Source organism: Salinicola sp. DM10, assembly GCF_017306975.2.
Lineage (GTDB): Bacteria > Pseudomonadota > Gammaproteobacteria > Pseudomonadales > Halomonadaceae > Salinicola.
This window is the reverse complement of sequence record NZ_JAFLEN020000001.1, coordinates 233922-251200: the sequence shown is the minus strand read 5'-3', so window position 1 is coordinate 251200 and position 17279 is coordinate 233922. Positions and strand designations below refer to the sequence as shown.

The 17279-nt window shown below is 64.5% G+C and carries 18 protein-coding genes and 1 tRNA gene; 5 read left to right on the top strand and 14 right to left on the bottom strand.

Annotated elements, in window-relative coordinates; genetic code table 11:
* Window positions 1-74: 74 nt before the first annotated feature.
* Complete coding sequence (locus J0A90_RS01055; RefSeq protein WP_207035437.1) at window positions 75-995, bottom strand: LysR family transcriptional regulator; 921 nt, start codon at window positions 993-995, stop codon at window positions 75-77.
* A gap of 215 nt (window positions 996-1210) precedes the next feature.
* Here J0A90_RS01055 and J0A90_RS01050 point away from each other — a divergent pair, with 215 nt between their 5' ends.
* Both J0A90_RS01050 and ppnN read left to right on the top strand, forming a co-directional pair.
* On the top strand, window positions 1211-1498 hold the full coding sequence (locus J0A90_RS01050) for a YfcL family protein (protein ID WP_207035435.1): 288 nt from the start codon (window positions 1211-1213) through the stop codon (window positions 1496-1498).
* 50 nt (window positions 1499-1548) lie between these two features.
* Window positions 1549-2922 (top strand): nucleotide 5'-monophosphate nucleosidase PpnN, encoded by a 1374-nt coding sequence (ppnN, locus tag J0A90_RS01045; RefSeq protein ID WP_207035433.1) that lies wholly within the window; start codon window positions 1549-1551, stop codon window positions 2920-2922.
* Window positions 2923-3044: 122 nt separating this feature from the next.
* Here ppnN and J0A90_RS01040 read toward each other — a convergent pair whose 3' ends face one another.
* The 12 genes from J0A90_RS01040 to cysQ all read right to left on the bottom strand — a co-directional run bounded on the left by J0A90_RS01040 (window position 3045) and on the right by cysQ (window position 13969).
* On the bottom strand, window positions 3045-3431 hold the full coding sequence (locus tag J0A90_RS01040; RefSeq protein ID WP_207035431.1) for a hypothetical protein: 387 nt from the start codon (window positions 3429-3431) through the stop codon (window positions 3045-3047).
* Window positions 3428-3889, bottom strand: coding sequence for a flavodoxin domain-containing protein (locus J0A90_RS01035; protein WP_207035429.1), 462 nt, complete (start codon window positions 3887-3889; stop codon window positions 3428-3430). Before J0A90_RS01035 ends, J0A90_RS01040 begins: the two co-directional genes overlap by 4 nt.
* A 162-nt stretch (window positions 3890-4051) precedes the next feature.
* Window positions 4052-4360: an integration host factor subunit alpha gene (ihfA, locus tag J0A90_RS01030; RefSeq protein WP_035470927.1), complete on the bottom strand. Its 309-nt coding sequence runs from the start codon at window positions 4358-4360 to the stop codon at window positions 4052-4054.
* Between the two features lie 27 nt (window positions 4361-4387).
* Window positions 4388-6769 carry a phenylalanine--tRNA ligase subunit beta gene (gene pheT, locus J0A90_RS01025; protein WP_207035427.1) on the bottom strand — a complete coding sequence of 794 codons (2382 nt, stop codon included), beginning with the start codon at window positions 6767-6769 and terminating at the stop codon, window positions 4388-4390.
* Window positions 6770-6796: 27 nt separating this feature from the next.
* On the bottom strand, window positions 6797-7816 hold the full coding sequence (pheS, locus tag J0A90_RS01020; RefSeq protein ID WP_207035425.1) for a phenylalanine--tRNA ligase subunit alpha: 1020 nt from the start codon (window positions 7814-7816) through the stop codon (window positions 6797-6799).
* 157 nt (window positions 7817-7973) lie between these two features.
* Window positions 7974-8324 carry a 50S ribosomal protein L20 gene (gene rplT, locus J0A90_RS01015; protein WP_035470930.1) on the bottom strand — a complete coding sequence of 117 codons (351 nt, stop codon included), beginning with the start codon at window positions 8322-8324 and terminating at the stop codon, window positions 7974-7976.
* 39 nt (window positions 8325-8363) lie between these two features.
* Window positions 8364-8558, bottom strand: coding sequence for a 50S ribosomal protein L35 (rpmI, locus tag J0A90_RS01010; protein ID WP_035470931.1), 195 nt, complete (start codon window positions 8556-8558; stop codon window positions 8364-8366).
* A gap of 87 nt (window positions 8559-8645) precedes the next feature.
* A complete protein-coding gene (gene infC, locus J0A90_RS01005) occupies window positions 8646-9245 on the bottom strand; it encodes a translation initiation factor IF-3 (protein WP_207035423.1) in 600 nt (199 codons plus the stop codon).
* A complete protein-coding gene (gene thrS / locus J0A90_RS01000) occupies window positions 9220-11130 on the bottom strand; it encodes a threonine--tRNA ligase (protein WP_207035421.1) in 1911 nt (636 codons plus the stop codon). Before thrS ends, infC begins: the two co-directional genes overlap by 26 nt.
* A gap of 314 nt (window positions 11131-11444) precedes the next feature.
* Entirely contained in the window at window positions 11445-12338 is an 894-nt protein-coding gene (locus tag J0A90_RS00995; RefSeq protein ID WP_207035419.1) for an OmpA family protein, read from the bottom strand.
* A 289-nt stretch (window positions 12339-12627) separates the two neighbouring features.
* Window positions 12628-13113, bottom strand: a complete 486-nt coding sequence (locus J0A90_RS00990; RefSeq protein WP_207035417.1) for a DUF2489 domain-containing protein — start codon at window positions 13111-13113, stop codon at window positions 12628-12630.
* A 43-nt stretch (window positions 13114-13156) separates the two neighbouring features.
* Entirely contained in the window at window positions 13157-13969 is an 813-nt protein-coding gene (cysQ, locus tag J0A90_RS00985; protein WP_207035414.1) for a 3'(2'),5'-bisphosphate nucleotidase CysQ, read from the bottom strand.
* Between the two features lie 253 nt (window positions 13970-14222).
* Here cysQ and J0A90_RS00980 point away from each other — a divergent pair, with 253 nt between their 5' ends.
* Window positions 14223-15716 carry a DASS family sodium-coupled anion symporter gene (locus tag J0A90_RS00980; RefSeq protein ID WP_207035412.1) on the top strand — a complete coding sequence of 498 codons (1494 nt, stop codon included), beginning with the start codon at window positions 14223-14225 and terminating at the stop codon, window positions 15714-15716.
* Window positions 15717-15881: 165 nt separating this feature from the next.
* Here J0A90_RS00980 and J0A90_RS00975 read toward each other — a convergent pair.
* Window positions 15882-15958 (bottom strand) — tRNA-Pro (locus J0A90_RS00975).
* Window positions 15959-16174: 216 nt separating this feature from the next.
* Here J0A90_RS00975 and J0A90_RS00970 point away from each other — a divergent pair.
* Together J0A90_RS00970 and J0A90_RS00965 are read left to right on the top strand one after the other, a co-directional pair.
* Complete coding sequence (locus tag J0A90_RS00970; RefSeq protein WP_207035410.1) at window positions 16175-16543, top strand: CidA/LrgA family protein; 369 nt, start codon at window positions 16175-16177, stop codon at window positions 16541-16543.
* Window positions 16540-17268, top strand: a complete 729-nt coding sequence (locus J0A90_RS00965; protein WP_207035408.1) for an LrgB family protein — start codon at window positions 16540-16542, stop codon at window positions 17266-17268. The genes J0A90_RS00970 and J0A90_RS00965 overlap by 4 nt, the downstream gene beginning before the upstream one ends.
* The last annotated feature ends 11 nt before the right edge of the window (window positions 17269-17279 follow it).

Sequence of the window (17279 nt, the reverse complement as noted above, 5' to 3'; positions counted from 1 at the left end):
GGGAACCCATCGAACCGATGTCGGGCTATGCGCGCTGTCTTCTAGCGAGACATCTCTTCTCGCTGGACACCCTGTCAGGCGTCCTCCAGAGACGGCAGCTCGCTGTAGCCATAGAGCGAATTGAGGCGCTGCTGACGGAAGGTCTCGAGCAGCTGCCGGTAGCGCTTGGGCAGCTCGACGTCACTACGGCTGACCAGATAGAGGGTGTCATAGACCGGTTGCGCCAGCGGCAGCTCACGTACCTGACGCTGCCAGGGCGAGGTCTCCAGCACCGGCCGCGAGACCACGGTGAAGCCCAGGCCGCGGGCGACCGCGTCCAGCACCTGCCCCACTTCGTTGGTGAATCCCTGACGCGGCAAATGCGTCATGCTGCGGAATTCACCGCCGAAGTTGTTGCGCAGCACCAGACTGGCGTTGGTATTGCCGTCGGTGTAGTTGACGAAGCCCAGCGCCTGCAGCTCGGCGAAGGTGGTACCGGAGAAATCCGCCGGCACCACCAGGCACAGCGGCTCCTGGTGCCACGCCTCGAAGTGCAGATCCGGCTGCTTGCCCACCTCGGTGACGATGCCCACGTCGTAGCGCCCCGCCAGCACGTCGGCGGCGATCTCGTGATTGAAGGCGAAGCTGTAGTTGACCGTGAGTCCCGGGTGCATCTGCTGATAGCCGAGCAGGAACGGATAGAACATCAGCCCCACGCTGCCCGGCGAGGCGATACGGCACTCGCCGCTGTCAGGGGAGTCGTCGTCCAGCGAGTGGCGAAAATGCTCGTGCTCGGCGAACAGCTTGACCGCATAGTCGTAAGCGCGGCGGCCGGCATCGGTCAGCGAGAACTTGCGCCCCTGGCGGTTGAGCAGCGAGCGCCCGAGGTACTCCTCGAGCTTGCGCACATGCTGACTGACCCCGGGTTGGGTCATGTCGAGCTTGCCCGCGGTCTGGGTGAAGCTGCCGGTTTCGACGAGCATCATGAAGGTACGAAAATACTGGGCGTTGAACATGGAAAACGCGATTCACTCACGCGGGCAGGGCAGAAGAGAGTCGAGGCGCGCGAGAACGTCGCGCCACCGTGGCTGGATAACGGCTGATTGTTATCATGGCCTCTGAATCATCATAGCAATTTATACCCCGAGACGCACCGCCGCCGGCGTCACTGCGCCGCTCCAACACCCGTGTTAGCATGCGTAATCCCCTTTTTTGGATAGTTCAGAGCCCTATGTCAGATCCCTTCGCGCAACGCGCCCAGGCCGTCCAGCGCACCCTGCTCGAGATGGAAGAGAACGCCGCGGAGAACGACCTGTTCGCTCTCGGCTACATGATTCCGCAGATCGGCCTGGTCCAGGAGATGGCCGACTACGACCCTGCCGAGGTAGTGGCGGAAGATTTCGACGCCACCTACTGGCAGTGGCTCGAGAGCACTTTCGCCCAGGACGGTATGAGCGACGCCGACCGCGCGCAGATCGCCGCACTGTGGCAGCGCGCCGTCGACCGTACTCCCCAATAATCCCTCATGTCGCCCGCCCCGGCGGGCGCTCTCTGTGCAAGGAAACGGCCATGCCCGAGACGCTCTCCACCATCGTCTCCCCCGAAGGAAGCCTCGAAGTTCTCTCCCAATCCGAAGTCAATCGCCTGCGCGACACGTCGGGCAGCGGTCTGCATGACCTGCTGCGGCGCTGCGCGCTGGCGATCCTCAACTGCGACACCCCCACCGACGATGGTCTGGCGGTGATGCAGGCGTATCACGACTTCGATATCGAGGTGCTGCAGCAGGATCGCGGCATCCGCCTGAAGCTCTCCAACGCCCCGGCTTGCGCCTTCGTCGACGGCCGCATGATCCGCGGCATCCGTGAGCAGCTCTCCTCGGTCCTGCGCGACATCGTCTACGTCTACAACGAGATCCAGAACAACCCGCGCTTCGACCTCGACACCAACGAGGGCGCCACCAACGCGGTATTCCATATTCTGCGCAACGCCAGCGCCCTGCGTACCGCCCACGAGCCGAGCATGGTGGTGTGCTGGGGCGGCCACTCGATCAGCCGCGAGGAGTACGACTACACCAAGGCGGTGGGCTACCACCTGGGCTTGCGTGAACTCGACATCTGCACCGGCTGTGGTCCCGGGGCCATGAAGGGCCCGATGAAGGGCGCCAACCTGGCCCACGCCAAGCAGCGCCGGCGCGGCGGTCGCTATCTGGGCATCTCCGAACCCGGCATCATCGCCGCGGAGTCGCCCAACCCGATCGTCAACGAGCTGGTGATCATGCCGGACATCGAGAAGCGCCTCGAGGCCTTCGTGCGCGTGGGTCACGGCATCGTGGTGTTTCCCGGCGGGGTCGGCACCGCCGAGGAGATTCTCTATCTGCTCGGCATCCTGATGCACCCGGACAACCGCGACATCCCCTTCCCGGTGATCCTGACCGGGCCGGCCAGCGCCAGCGACTACTTCCAGCGCATCGACGAGTTTCTCTGCTATACGCTGGGTGAGTCGGTGCGTCGTCACTACCGCATCATCGTCGACGACCCGATCAGCGTCGCCCGCGAGATGCGCCACGGCATCGACGATGTCGCCGAATTCCGCCGCACTCAGAACGACGCCTTCTATTTCAACTGGCGTCTCAATATCGAGCGCGGCTTCCAGCAGACGTTCGAACCGACCCATCAGGCCATGGCGGGCCTGGCGCTGCATCGCGACCAGCCGCGTCACGAGCTGGCCGCCAACCTGCGCCGGGCGTTCTCGGGGATCGTCGCCGGCAACGTCAAGGAGCCGGGGGTGCGCGCGATCGCCGAACATGGCCCGTTCCGCCTGCATGCCGAGCCCGAGCTGATGGAGCGCCTAGATGCCCTGCTCACCTCCTTCGTGGCCCAGGGGCGCATGAAGTTACCAGGTAGCGAATACGTGCCCTGCTATACGCTGGCCGCGCCGAACTGAGTCAGCGCCCGCGCGGCACACACCGCGCGGGCAGAAGGCCATGAACGCCAACGGGCGACGGGGATCTCCCCGTCGCCCGTTGGCTTTGGTGTCTCAGCTGGCGCCTGCGCCCTTTCGTACTACTACTCTCCGCGACGCCGCCATAGCCGCAGCACCACGTGCAGCACCAGCCCCAGCGCCATACCCTGAGAGAGCGTCACCGCCCAGACCACGCCGGCCGCGCTGAATAGATGCCAGCCGGCCACCACTATCAGCCCCGCCACCAGGCAGATCAGCAGATGACGGATCGCCCGCGGGCAGCGGCCGCGCTCCGCCGTCGACATCAGCCGCCAGATTGCCGCCAGCGCCACGCTCACCGCCACCACGAAGGCGCCCAGCAGGGCCAGGCGCGTCTGATCACCGAGCAGCCAGTAGCGTGGCAGCGAGAGCAGCATCACCAGCCAGAGTCCCAGCAGCGTACTGAAGCGGGTCGCAGTCAGCGCCCGCGCGGAGGTGGTGGTGTCACTCATGCACTCAGCCCCTGCTCGGCGATCCACGCCTCGGCCCAGGGCAGCGCGGCGTCATCCGCCATGAAGGTCTCCATGGCATCGATCTCCAGGCGTTCACCCAGACGCTGCGCGCCGAGATCGGCAAGGATCTCGTCGAGCGCGCGGCCGGAGCCACAGAAGGTGTCGCCATAGGAGCTGTCGCCCAGCGCGATCAGGCCGTAGCGCAACCCGTTCAGCGCCGGCGGTGTCTCCTTCAAGGCACGCACGAAGGCGACGAAGTCGCCGGGGAAATCCCCACTGCCGGTGGTCGAGAGGCAGAACAGTGCCAGATCGGGGCGGTCGTCGACCAGATCGGCCAGCGTCGGCTGCTCGATCACGGCGACCTCGTAGCCGGCCTGCTCGAACAGCGGCGAGATTTGCTCGGCGACATCGAGTGCGCCGCCGTAGACGGTTCCAACGTAGATCTTCAGTCTGGGCATATGGGTTAGGTCTAGAATGGGTGAAAAGCACGGGCAACCAGCCGCCGCCCGCCGTGGGCGCGAGCTTAGCACACCCGCCCGGGGCGGCTCATCCGACGCCGTCTCAACGCAAGACCGCCCGCCGGGGTCGCCGGCAGGCGGTCTTGGAAGTGAGAGCCCTGCTCAGGGGTCCTGCAGCTCGCCGTCGAAGCTTTCGACCTTGGCCTTGAGCTTCTGCCCAGGTCGAAAGGTGACCACGCGCCGGGCGGAGATCGGTATCTCCTCGCCCGTCTTCGGGTTGCGTCCCGGCCGCTCGCGCTTGTCGCGCAGATCGAAGTTGCCGAACCCCGACAGCTTCACCTGCTCGTTTTCGCGTAGGCAGCCACGAATCTCCTCGAAGAACGTCTCCACCATGTACTTGGCTTCCCGCTTGGAGAAGCCGAGCTCCGTATGCAGGTGCTCGGCGAGTTCAGCCTTGGTCAGCGCTCCCATGATCGCTCCTTCGCACAGGACGACAGATCAACTGCGCAGCCTGGCACCGAAACGGGACTCGGCTTCGTCCACCACGGCTGCAATTAACTGATTGATTTCATCGTCATTGAGAGTGCGCGAAGGATGCTGCCAGGTCAAGCCCAGGGCGATGCTCTTGTGCCCCTCGGCAACCCCCTGCCCCTGGTAGACATCGAACAGCTGCCACTGGGTGAGCCACTCACCGGCACGTGCCCGGATCGCTTCCAGCAGCGGTGCCACGCCTACCTCGGCATCGACCACGAAGGCCAGATCGCGACGCACCTCCGGATAGCGCGACAGCGGCTGGAAGGCCGCGATCCGCCCTTCGAGCACCGCCTGCTGGGCGACTTCGAACAGATAGACCTCCGGCTTGATGCCCAACTGCGCCCGGATCGACGGGTGCAGCGCACCGATCCAGCCCTGGGCCTGGCCACCCCGATAGAGCTCGGCGGTACGCCCCGGATGCAGCGCGGGATGGCTGGCGGCGACGAACTGCCACTCGTCGGCGCAGCCGCCGAGCGCCAGCAGGCTTTCGAGGTCGCCCTTGAGATCGAAGAAGTCGACGCTCTCACGCCCGGCGGCCCAGCCCTCGACGTCGCGACTACCGCACACCAGACCGCCAATCATCGGCGTCTGCGTCAGCGCATCGAGCTCGCCCTGGAACACCAGCCCGGTCTCGAACAGGCGCACCCGCTGCTGTTGACGGTTGAGGTTGTGCGTCAGCGCCTTGAGCAGCCCCGGGAAGAGGCTGTGACGCATCACCGACATATCGCTGGAGATAGGGTTGGCCAGGGTCGGCGATACCGCTTCCGGCAGCAGCAGCGACTGCAGCTCGGGGGAGACGAAGCTGTAGGTCACCGCCTCCTGATAGCCACGCGAGACCAGATGGCGGCGCACCCGGCGCAGCGGCTGCAGCGCCTCGTCGGCCGGCTTCAGGCTCAGTCGCGCCTGGGGCCGGCGTACGGGCAGCCGGTTGTAGCCGTGGACACGCGCCAGCTCCTCGATCAGATCCTCCTCGATGGCGATATCGAAACGCCAGCTCGGGATCTGCACCCGCCAACGGTCGCCGGGCGCCGACGCGGTGATGCCCAGGCCGCGGAAGATACGCTGGATTTCCTCGTCGGGCAGGCGTACGTCGAGGCAGGCGGCGAGGCGTTCGCGGCTCAGCGCGACGTCGTCACGCTGGGGCAGGTGCGCCGGCTTGCGCACCTCGGAGATCGGGCCCGGGGTGCCACCGACGATCGCCAGCAGCAGCTCGGTGGCACGCTCCATCGCCGGACGAGTGATGTCCGGGTCGACGCCGCGCTCGAAGCGGTGGGAGGCATCAGTGTGTAGTCCGAATTCACGCGCCTTGCCCGAGACCGCAAGCGGCGCGAAGAAGGCGGCCTCGAGGAACAGATGACGCGTCTCGGCGCCGACGCCGCTATCTTCGCCCCCCATGACACCGGCGATCGCCAGCGCCTTGGTCTGGTCGGCGATCACCAGGGTGGTGCCATCCAGCACTACCTCCTGACCGTCGAGCAGGGTCAACCGCTCGCCGTCGTGGGCCCGGCGCACCTCGATGCCCCCTTCGAGCACGTCGAGATCGAAGGCATGCATCGGCTGTCCCAGCTCGAGCATCACGTAGTTGGTGACATCGACCGCCGGATCGATGCTGCGAATACCGCTGCGGCGCAGGCGTTCACGCATCCACAGCGGCGTCTGCGCGCTCAGGTCGACATCACGGATGACCCGGCCGAGATAGCGCGGGCAGCCCGCTTCGTCGCTCACCGTAACCGGGAACTGGGCATTGCTGCGCGCCACCACCGGCGCGATATTTGGCTCCACCACCCGGGTCGCGGTAACGCAGCCAACTTCACGGGCGATACCGCGCAGACTGAGACAGTCGCCACGGTTGGGGGTCAGGTCGACGTCGATGGTGCTGTCGTCCAGCGTCATCCAGGCACGGAAGTCCTTGCCGACCGGCGCGTCCGCGGGCAGCACGTAGATCCCCTCGGAGTGCCCCTCCTCCAGCCCCAGCTCCGAGGCGGAGCAGATCATGCCGTGGGACTCGACCCCGCGCAGCTTGGCGCGCTTGATCTTGAAATCCTCGGGCAGCACCGCGCCGACCCGGGCGAACGGCACCTTCTGGCCCACGGCGACATTGGGCGCGCCGCACACCACCTGAACCGGCTCGCCACTGCCGTCCTGAACCTGGCAGACGTTGAGCTTGTCGGCGTCCGGATGCGGCGCCTTGGCCACCACTTCCGCGACCACGACGCCCGTGAAAACCGCCCCGACCGGCTCGATCGCATCGACCTCCAGGCCGGCCATGGTGATGGCATCCGCCAGGGCCTGGGTATCGAGCTGAGGAGAGACCCACTCGCGCAGCCACGCTTCGGAAAACTTCATCTTGATACTCCTTGACTGGCGAAGAACTCAGTTGAACTGGCGCAGGAACCGCAGATCGTTGTCGAAGAACAGGCGCAGATCGTTGACGCCGTAGCGCAGCATCGCCAGACGCTCCGCCCCCATGCCGAAGGCGAAGCCAGTGAAGCGGCTGGCATCGATACCCGAGTGACGGAAGACTTCGGGATGCACCATGCCGCACCCCATCACCTCCAGCCAGCCGCTGTGCGAGCAGACCCGGCAACCCTCGCCGCGGCACATCACACACTGGATGTCGACCTCGGCGGAGGGCTCGGTGAACGGGAAGTAGGAAGGCCGGAAGCGGACCTGCAGATCGTCACGCTCGAAGAACGCCTGCAGGAAATCGGCGATAGTGCCCTTGAGATCGGCGAAGCTGATCCCTTCGTCGACCAGCAAGCCCTCGACCTGGTGAAACATCGGGGTATGGGTCAAATCGGAGTCGCTGCGATAGACGCGTCCCGGGCAGACGATACGGATCGGCGGCTCCTGCGACTGCATGGTGCGCACCTGGACCGGAGAGGTATGGGTGCGCAACAGCCGCGTGGCGTCGAAGTAGAAGGTATCCGCCATGCCCCGCGCCGGATGGTGGGCCGGGATGTTGAGCGCCTCGAAGTTATGGAAGTCATCCTCGATCTCGGGGCCCACGGCGACATCGAACCCGATGTGCTGGAATAGCGCCTCGATGCGCTCCAGGGTCTGGGTCACCGGATGCAGACCGCCATTGACCTCGCCGCGCCCGGGCAGGGTGACGTCGATACGCTCGGCTTCGAGCTGTGCCGACAGCGCCGCCTGCTCCAAGGTTTGGCGGCGCTGCTCGAGCTCCTGCTGCAGCGCCTGCTTGGCCTCGTTGATGCGCTCGCCGGCAGCCGGCCTCTCCTCCGGAGGCAACTGGCCGAGCCCCTTCAACAGCGCCGTGATCTCGCCTTTCTTGCCCAGATAGCGCACACGCACCTGGTCCAGAGCCTGGGCGTCCTCGGCCGCGGCGATGGCCGCACTCGCCTCGTTGACCAGGGCAGGAAGATGATCCATCCGTCGAGCTCCGCTTGTCTCTCTTGACGCACCGCGTATCGCTGCTGCAGTGCACTCAAAAACAGGGTATGGGAAAAAAACAGGGGAAGAGCGGCTGCTCTTCCCCTGGATCGGTCACGCGATTACTCCGACCCGCGAAGGGCCGGGGATGACCGGCTTATGCAGCCTTGGCTTTCTCGACGAGCGCCGTAAACGCGGCTTTCTCGTGAACGGCCAGATCGGCCAGCACCTTGCGGTCGATCTCGATACCCGCCTTCTTGAGGCCGGCAACGAAACGGCTGTAGGACAGGCCGTTGTTGCGTGCCGCCGCATTGATACGGGTGATCCACAGCGCGCGGAACTGACGCTTGCGCTGACGACGGTCACGATAGGCGTACTGACCGGCTTTGATGACCGCCTGCTTGGCTACGCGGAAGACGCGCGAACGCGCACCGTAGTAACCCTTGGCCTGCTTCATGATCTTCTTGTGACGACGACGTGCGACGACACCACGCTTGACGCGAGACATAGTACTCTCCTGACGTTAAAAAAGGTCGACCAAAGGGGCTCAGAGGTTCGGCAGCATGCGGGCCACGAGCTGCTTGTCGGCAGCGTGGACCTGCTTCATACCGCGCAGCTGACGCTTACGCTTGGTGGACTTCTTGGTCAGGATGTGACTACGGAAAGACTGCTTGTGCTTGAAGCCATTGGCGGTCTTCTTGAAGCGCTTGGCAGCGCCACTGTTGCTCTTGATTTTCGGCATGAGTAAGAACTCCGATCCGATTTCTTTAGAAAACCCGAGGCCGGGCGTGGCACATAGGCGCCACACCCCGTTCGACTTGCCCGCGGATCACTTCTTCTTGGGCGCAAGGATCATGATCATCTGCCGGCCTTCCATCTTGGGAAAGGACTCGACAGCGGCCATCTCCTCGAGATCGCCGGCGATCCGTTCCATCAGTCGACGACCGATGTCCTGGTGCGCCATCTCGCGACCGCGGAAGCGGAGGGTGACCTTGCCCTTGTCGCCACCTTCGAGGAAACGTATCAGGTTCTTGAGCTTCACCTGATAGTCACCCTCGTCCGTGCCAGGCCGGAATTTCACTTCCTTGACCTGAATCTGCTTGGTCTTCTTCTTCTGAGCCGATTTCTGCTTCTTCTGCTCGAAGAGGAATTTACCGTAGTCCATGATCTTGCAGACGATGGGATCGGCATTGGAAATCTGCACGAGGTCCATACCGGCTTCCTCGGCACGCTCCAGCGCCTCCTGCATGGGGACGACCCCCACCTGCTCGCCCTCGGCATCGATAAGGCGAACTTCGTCTGCACGAATACGGTCATTGATGGGCGCGCGCTTTTCCTGAGGGCGCCCGCGCTGATTATTACGCTTGATCGTTAGATCTCCGTTTGGCGATTCACGTTGCTGCTCAGTGCTGATCCGGCTTGCCTGCATGTTCGAGCTGCGCCAGCAGCGCCTCTACCGACAGGGAGCCCAGATCCTCGCCGGACCGAGTACGCACGGCAACGGCACCCGATTCGACTTCCTTATCTCCGACAACCAGCAGATAAGGGATCTTCTGCAGCGTATGTTCGCGAATTTTAAAGCCGATCTTCTCATTCCTCAAGTCCGCTTCGACGCGGAAGCCCGCTTCACGCAAGCGTTTCAGGAGATTTTCGGCGTATTCGCGCTGTGCATCGGTGATGTTCAACACCACCGCCTGGACCGGCGCCAGCCATAGCGGCAGAGCTCCGGCGTAGTGCTCGATCAGGATACCCACGAAGCGCTCCATCGAGCCGACAATGGCACGGTGCAGCATGACCGGGGTCTGGCGCGAGCCATCCTCGGCCACGTACTGGGCGCCGAGGCGGCCAGGCATCATGAAATCCACCTGCATGGTACCGACCTGCCATTCGCGGCCGAGGCAATCCTTCATATGGTACTCGATCTTCGGACCATAGAAAGCACCTTCGCCTGGCAACTCCTGCCACTCTACATCGCAGTTGGCGAGTGCAGCGCGCAGCGCACCCTCGGCCCGATCCCAAGTCTCGTCACTACCCAGGCGCTTGTCCGGGCGCAACGCGATCTTCACCGCGATATCGTCGAAGCCGAAGTCAGCATAGACCTTGAGCGCCTGACGGTGGAAAGCAGTCACCTCGGGCTCGATCTGCTCGGGCGTACAGAAGACGTGGCCGTCGTCCTGGGTGAAGGCGCGCACGCGCATGATACCGTGCAGCGCACCGGAAGGCTCGTTGCGATGACAGCCGCCGAACTCCCCGTAGCGGATCGGTAGCTCGCGGTAGCTGCGCAGCCCCGAATTGAAGACCTGGACATGGCCGGGGCAGTTCATCGGCTTGAGTGCATACTCGCGCTTCTCCGACTCGGTGAAGAACATGTTCTCGGCGTAGTTGTCCCAGTGGCCGGACTTCTTCCACAGCGACACGTCCATCACCTGAGGGCACTTGATCTCCTGATAGCCGCCGCTCTTGTAGACCTTACGCATGTACTGCTCGACGACCTGCCACAAGGTCCAGCCGCGGGGGTGCCAGAACACCATGCCGGGCGCCTCTTCCTGCATATGGAAGAAGTCGAAGCGCCGCGCCAGCTTGCGATGATCACGCTTCTCGGCCTCTTCCAGACGCTGGAGATAGGCCTTGAGCGCTTTCTTGTCGGCCCAGGCCGTGCCGTAGATGCGGGTCAGCATGGGGTTGGCGGAATCACCCCGCCAGTAGGCGCCGGCCAGCTTGGTCAGCTTGAATGCCTTGAGGTGCCGGGTGTTGGGCACATGAGGCCCGCGGCACATGTCGATGTACTCCTGATGATGGTAGAGACGAATCGTCTCGCCATCGGGAATCCCCTCGACGATCTGCTGCTTGTAAGGTTCGTCACGCGAGACGAAGGTCGCCAGCGCCTCGGCCTTGTCGACGTACTCACGCACGACGTCGTAATCCTGGTCGATCAGCGCCTTCATGCGCGCCTCGATCTGCTCCAGATCCTCCGACGAGATCGACTCGCCAAAGTCGATGTCGTAATAGAAGCCGTCGTCGATGACCGGACCGATCGCCATCTTCGCCGCCGGATAGAGCTGCTTGATCGCATGCCCCATCAGGTGAGCGCAGGAGTGGCGGATGATATCCACCCCTTCCGGATCGCGCGCGGTGATGATGGCGACCTCGGCATCATGGTCGATCAGATCCGCGGCATCGACCTCGACCCCATCGATCTTGCCGGCAATGCACGCCTTGGCCAGACCCGGCCCGATGGACTCGGCCAGCGCCATGATGCTGATGGGATGTTCGAAGGTTCTCTGACTGCCGTCGGGCAGCGTGACAATAGGCATGAAGACATCCTTATGTTCAGTGGTGGTCCACACCAAGGACCACGTGAACGGTTCGATACGGTGACGTCGCTATCCACGATCAGCCCGCATACGGGCAGGCCGATGTTCGGCGGAAAGGCGTCGACTTGACGATATCGCCGTGAGGCGAGTTTGGGGGCACTAGCGTAGCAGCGCCGAGACACCGACGCCATCGATTACGCGGTTGTCCGGGCAGGTATGGCGGGGAAAGGCGTCGATGCAGCGGTCAGACCTGCCCCACAACGACAGAGGGCGCCCGAAGGCGCCCTCTTGATCACATCGATCTGGTGGCGAGCTTACTTCCACTCGTCCAGTTCGACGCGACGGTTCTGGGCACGACCTTCAGCGGTGTCGTTGCTGGCGATCGGATCGCTCTCACCGTGACCGTAGGTCATGATGTTGTCAGCATTGAAGCCCTTGTTGACCAGGTACGCTTTGACGGAGTCAGCGCGACGCTGGGACAGCTTCTGGTTGTAAGCGTCCGGACCCACGGAGTCAGTGTAGCCGTCGAGACGGATACGCAGCTTGGCGTTGGCGTTGGAGCTGGCCATCAGCTTCTGGGAGATACCGTCGAGGATCGACTCGGCCTGCGGCGTCAGCTCAGCGGAATCGAACTTGAAGTTGACGTCACGCAGAATGACGCTCTCTTCACAGCCCAGAGAGTTGACCTTGGCGCCAGCCGGGGTGTTCGGGCACTGGTCCTGGTAGTCAGGCACGCCGTCACCGTCGGAATCCAGCGGGCAGCCTTGGGCGTTGACTTCGACGCCAGCCGGGGTGCCCGGGCACTGGTCCATGTAGTCCGGCACGCCGTCACCGTCGGTGTCCAGCGGGCAGCCTACCGCGTCAACCGCGACGCCGGCCGGGGTGTTCGGGCACTGGTCACGATCGTCCGGCACGCCGTCGCCGTCGCTGTCGACGACATTGGAGGAGTAGTCGGCACACAGCAGAGCACCTGCCGTCGCGCCGGCAACGCCGCCCACGGCTGCGCCAGTGTCTTCGTCGGAACTACCGCTGGTTGCGTAGCCCAGACCACCGCCGATCAGACCACCAGCGATGCCACAGACGAACGGCGAGTTGTACCACGCCTGATCGGAAGAGCTACCGGTGGACTCCATGCCAGAACTGGCACAACCAGAAAGACCGACTACCAGAGCAGAGCCCAGCAGCAGGCCAGTCGTTGATTTTTTCATGTAAGACTCCTTCTTAACACAGCGCTAGTCGTAACGGGCGTTACCCAGCGGCTTCGAGTATAGAAGCCGATTTCGTTGGGAGAAAGTCATTCACCTCCCTCAACGACAAAGAAATCTCTCGCGATGGGAACCCATCGAGTCGAGTAGCGGTCAATGTTCCCATTGTCCCTTTTTCTTTGCAGCTCCGTAACAGCATTGTCGATTCCTTGCCGGTATGCAAACCCGCGTCGGAAACACTGTTCTTTTTTAGCATCATTTACGAGATTGGCAAAGCGTAGCGGCGAAAAGTTCACGCCGCTTGCGTGATTGCCGCCCCCTTCTCGGGCCAGTCGGCACATAGCGTCTGCAACGCCCGGGCAGCGTCGTCCAGCCGAGTCTGGTACTGTTCGGCGATCGCCACCCGAGCGAGATCCTCGCGGTGGCGCTGGCGCGGCGTCAGCTCGCGCCGTGCCGCGTGCGTGCGCAGATGCGCCGCCTGCGCCTGGACCTCGGCAATCACCTTGAAGCGTTCGTGTGTCACCAACTGATGATCGACGATGTCTAGCAGTACCTTGCAGCGCAGGGCGCCCTCGACCAGGTCTACCTGGCGTTCGAGCATCGCTTGCGAGATCGCCGCCAGGCTATCGATGCAGTTGCGATTGGCGCGCGCGATCTCGTCGCGGCGAAACGCTTCGCGTCGCCGCACCTCGCGCCACAGTCGGCGGGCGTAGAGCGCCAGCCCCACCACCACGGCCAGCGCCACCAGCGCCAGCGCACTCACTCCCCATGCAGACATCACACTCTCCTGAGCCGATCGGTTGTCTTCGCCGACGCCGCACTCACCGCGCCGCCTGCCAAGCCGCCCGCCAGTCTCCCTGGGGGTCGGCACAGGCGACGAAATCCGGGTTGAGCAGCGACGCCTTGGTGTTGTAACGCAACGGTTGCCAGTCTCGTGGATCGACCAGCGCCCCGCCGGCGCCTTCCAGAATCGCTTGCGCCGCCGCGGTATCCCACTCGCTGGTCGGGCCGAAACGCGGATAGAGATCCGCCTCGCCGGCGGCGATGCGACAGCACTTGAGCGAGCTGCCGAGGGCCTCCACCCGGGCCCCGGGCAGGCGCGCGATAAACGCCCGGGTGTGCGCGTCGCAGTGATGGCGGCTCACCATCACCCGTGGCGGCGTGCACGACTCGACGCCGAGTCGAATCCAGGCAGCCCCGGCGGCTGGCTGATACCAGGCGCCCGATTCAGCGCCGCCGGCCCATACCTCGCCGCTACCGGGCTTGGCGATCACCCCCAGCACTGGGCGCTGATCACGAATCAGCGCCACATTGACACTGTACTCGTCGGAGCCGCGAATGAACTCCTTGGTCCCATCCAGCGGGTCGATCAGCCAGTAGCGCGACCAGCGCCGGCGCGTCTCCCAGGGGGTGGCGGCCGCCTCCTCGGAGAGCACCGGCAAACGGGCATCGCCCAGCGTCGGCAGCGCCGCCATCAATACCTGGTGGGCGGCGAGATCGGCGTCGGTCACCGGGCTGGCATCGGACTTGAAGCGCGTCTCCAGCCCGCCGGCGGCGACGCTCAGGATCGCCTCGCCGGCACGCCGGCAGAGCGACGCCAAGGCGTCGAAAGAGGGATAGAGAGATGCGCTCATGCAGTCATCCTAGGTCACCGGCGGCGCTACCGCCGTCGCCGTGCTGCGGGTGGGCGGCCGATCCGAGGACGACCGCGGCGTGCGCGCATGATATTAGACCACCGCACATACCGCACCCTCGGCGACAGCCGGCATGCCAGGTGCAGTGTGCCGATCCGTTGATAGACTGGAGGCATGGGAATGGGGTGCATGACCGGTTCTGGGTCATCCATCCCGTTGCTCGATCCATGGCTTCGTCAACCGGAGAGACGTCATGACCGCCACTCGCACGGATGCGCATTCGCCCCCCTCCCTCGCCGCCAGGATCGGCCTGATCCTGGGACCGCTCTGGGTGCTGACGACGCTACTGCTGCCGTCACCCGCCGGGATGTCGCCCGCCGCCTGGCACTGTGTCGGCCTGGCGCTGCTGCTGGCGATCTGGTGGGCCACCGAGGCGATCCCCATCCCCGCGACGTCGCTACTGCCGATTCCGCTGGCACCCGCGCTGGGTATTGCCGAACTCAAGAGCACTGCCGCCAGCTACGCCAACCCGACAATCTATCTGTTCCTGGGGGGCTTTCTGCTCGGCATCGCGATGCAGCGCTGGAATCTGCATCGCCGGATCGCCCTGCGTATCCTCGCTCTGATGGGTCAAAAGCCACGCCAGCAGATCGCCGGCTTCATGCTCGCCACCGGGTTCATCAGCATGTGGGTCTCCAACACCGCCACCGCGATCATGATGCTGCCGATCGGCATGTCGGTGGTGTCGCTGTTCGCCAGCGCCGACGCCCGCGAGGTCGAACGCTACGCCACCGCCCTGCTGCTGGCGATCGCCTATGCGGCGAGCATCGGCGGCATCGCCACCCTGATCGGCACACCGCCCAACGCTATCCTCGCCGGCTATCTCTCCAGCGAGCAGAACATCGAACTGGGCTTCGCCGAGTGGATGGCCGTGGGGCTGCCGGTGAGTCTCGCGATGATGGCCGTGGCCTGGTGGTGGCTGACCCGCGGCGGTTTCGATCTGCGCCTGCAGGCAAGTGCCAACAGCAGCGAGAACAGCGGCAAGAACGACAGCCGGGACGGTAACGTGATCCGCGACGAGCTGAGCAAGCTGGGCCCGCTGAGTGCCGCAGAGATGCGCGTCAGCGTGGTCTTCCTGCTCGCCGCGCTGGCATGGATCACCCGACCGCTGCTCAACGACATGGGCGTGGACTGGCTCTCCGACACCTCGATCGCGCTGATCGCCGGGGTGGGCCTGTTCCTGATTCCCAGCGGCAACGAGCCGCACCGCCCGCTACTGCTGTGGGAGGACACCAAGGATCTCCCCTGGGGCATCCTGCTGCTGTTCGGCGGCGGCCTGGCACTGGCCGGCAGCATCAGCAGCTCGGGGCTCGCCGACTGGATCGCCAATCAGCTGAGCCTGTTCGAGGTGCTACCGCTACTCCTGCTGATCGGCGCCGTGGTGCTGGTGATCATCTTTCTCACCGAGCTGACCTCGAACACCGCCACCGCCGCGGCCTTTCTGCCGCTGCTCGGCGCGCTGGCGATCTCGCTGGGCGTCGACCCGCTGCTGATCACCGTGCCCGCGGCGATTGCCGCCAGCTGCGCCTTCATGATGCCGGTGGCGACGCCGCCCAACGCCATCGTCTTCGCCACCGGCAAGATGAAGATCCAATCGATGATCCAGGCCGGCTTGCTGCTCAACTTGGTCGGCGCCGTGCTGGTGACGTTGATCAGCGTGGCGGTGGTCGAGGCGTTCTGGCTCTAGCCAAGACGCGCGACGGCTGACGGTCGGCGCCTCGGCATACAGCGGGATGGAAGGACAGCGGACAGAGGGACAAAAAGAGAGCCGCATGGCAAAACGGCTGGACGGAAAAATCGACACAAAAAAAATGGCCAATCGGAGCGAATCCGATTGGCCATTTTCTCGATTTGGTCGGAGCGACAGGATTCGAACCTGCGACCTCTGCAACCCCATTGCAGCGCGCTACCAAGCTGCGCCACGCTCCGGCTTCGCCCAGGCTTGCCCGTGGGCTACCCTGCGAAACGACGCGTATACTACCTTGCGTTCCCGGAAATGAAAAGCGCTTCTTTCATCTTTTTTATCAATCGCTTGCAGGAGGACGGCGGGACGCACTTGGTGATCGCCGCAATCGACGTACAATAGCCCGCTTTCCAGGCGCTCTGCCTGTTCCCCGTCTTCCACCACGCGCGCAAGAGGTCACCATGTCCCTGATCATCGGCATGAGCATTCTGCTCGGCTGTCAATTTCTCGGAGAGGTGCTGAGTCTGGCACTGTCGCTGCCGATTCCCGGCCCGGTCATCGGCATGCTGATCCTGCTCATCGGCCTCGTCATTCGCGGCAGCGTTCCGGCCAGTCTGCGCAGCATGGGTGAAGGCCTGCTCAAGTACCTCACCCTGCTGTTCGTGCCCGCCGGCGTCGGGCTGATCGAGCACGTCGGGCTGATCCGGCAGGAGTTCTGGATCCTGCTGGTCACGCTGGTGCTATCGGCAGCAGTGACCCTGTGGGTGACCAGTCAGGTGATGCAGCGGCTCGCCCAGCGCAACGGCACAGCGCAGGAGGAGGAGGCATGAGCCCGCTACCGCTGGGCCAGGTGTGGGTCTATCTGGCCGCCAGCCCGCTACTGCATCTGTTCGCCACCCTGATCGCCTTCGTCATCGCCAGTCGCATCAATCGCTGGGCCGGCGGCACGCCGCTGCTGCACCCGGTGATCCTGTCGATCGCGCTGCTGATCGCCTTTCTGCTCCTCACCCATACCGACTACCCCACCTACTTCGCCGGCGCGCAGTTCCTGCACTTTCTGCTCGGCCCCGCCACCGTGGCCCTGGCGATCCCGCTGTTCGACCAGCGCGAGCGCGTACGCCGCCTGCTGTGGCCGGTATGTGCCGGCACCCTCGCCGGTGTCGCCACTGCGGTGGTATCGGCGGTAGGTATCAGCCTGGTACTGGGTGCCGCCCACGCCACCGTGCTATCGCTGGCGCCCAAGTCGGTGACATCACCGATCGCCATGGGCATCGCCGAGAAGATCGGCGGTATTCCCTCGCTGACCGCCGGGCTGGTCCTGCTCACCGGGGTCATCGGCTGCATCATCGGCCCCTGGGTCCTGCGCCTGGGCCGCGTCACCGATCCGGCCATCCGCGGCTTCTCCATGGGTTTGGCCGCCCACGGCTTCGGGACCGCTTACTGTTTCTCCACCTATGGCGCCATTGCCGGGGCCTTCTCCGGCCTGGCCATGGGGCTCTCCGGGCTGGTCACCGCCTTCGTGCTGCCACCCCTGGTACAGCTTTTCGGCCTCTGATTCCCCAGCGT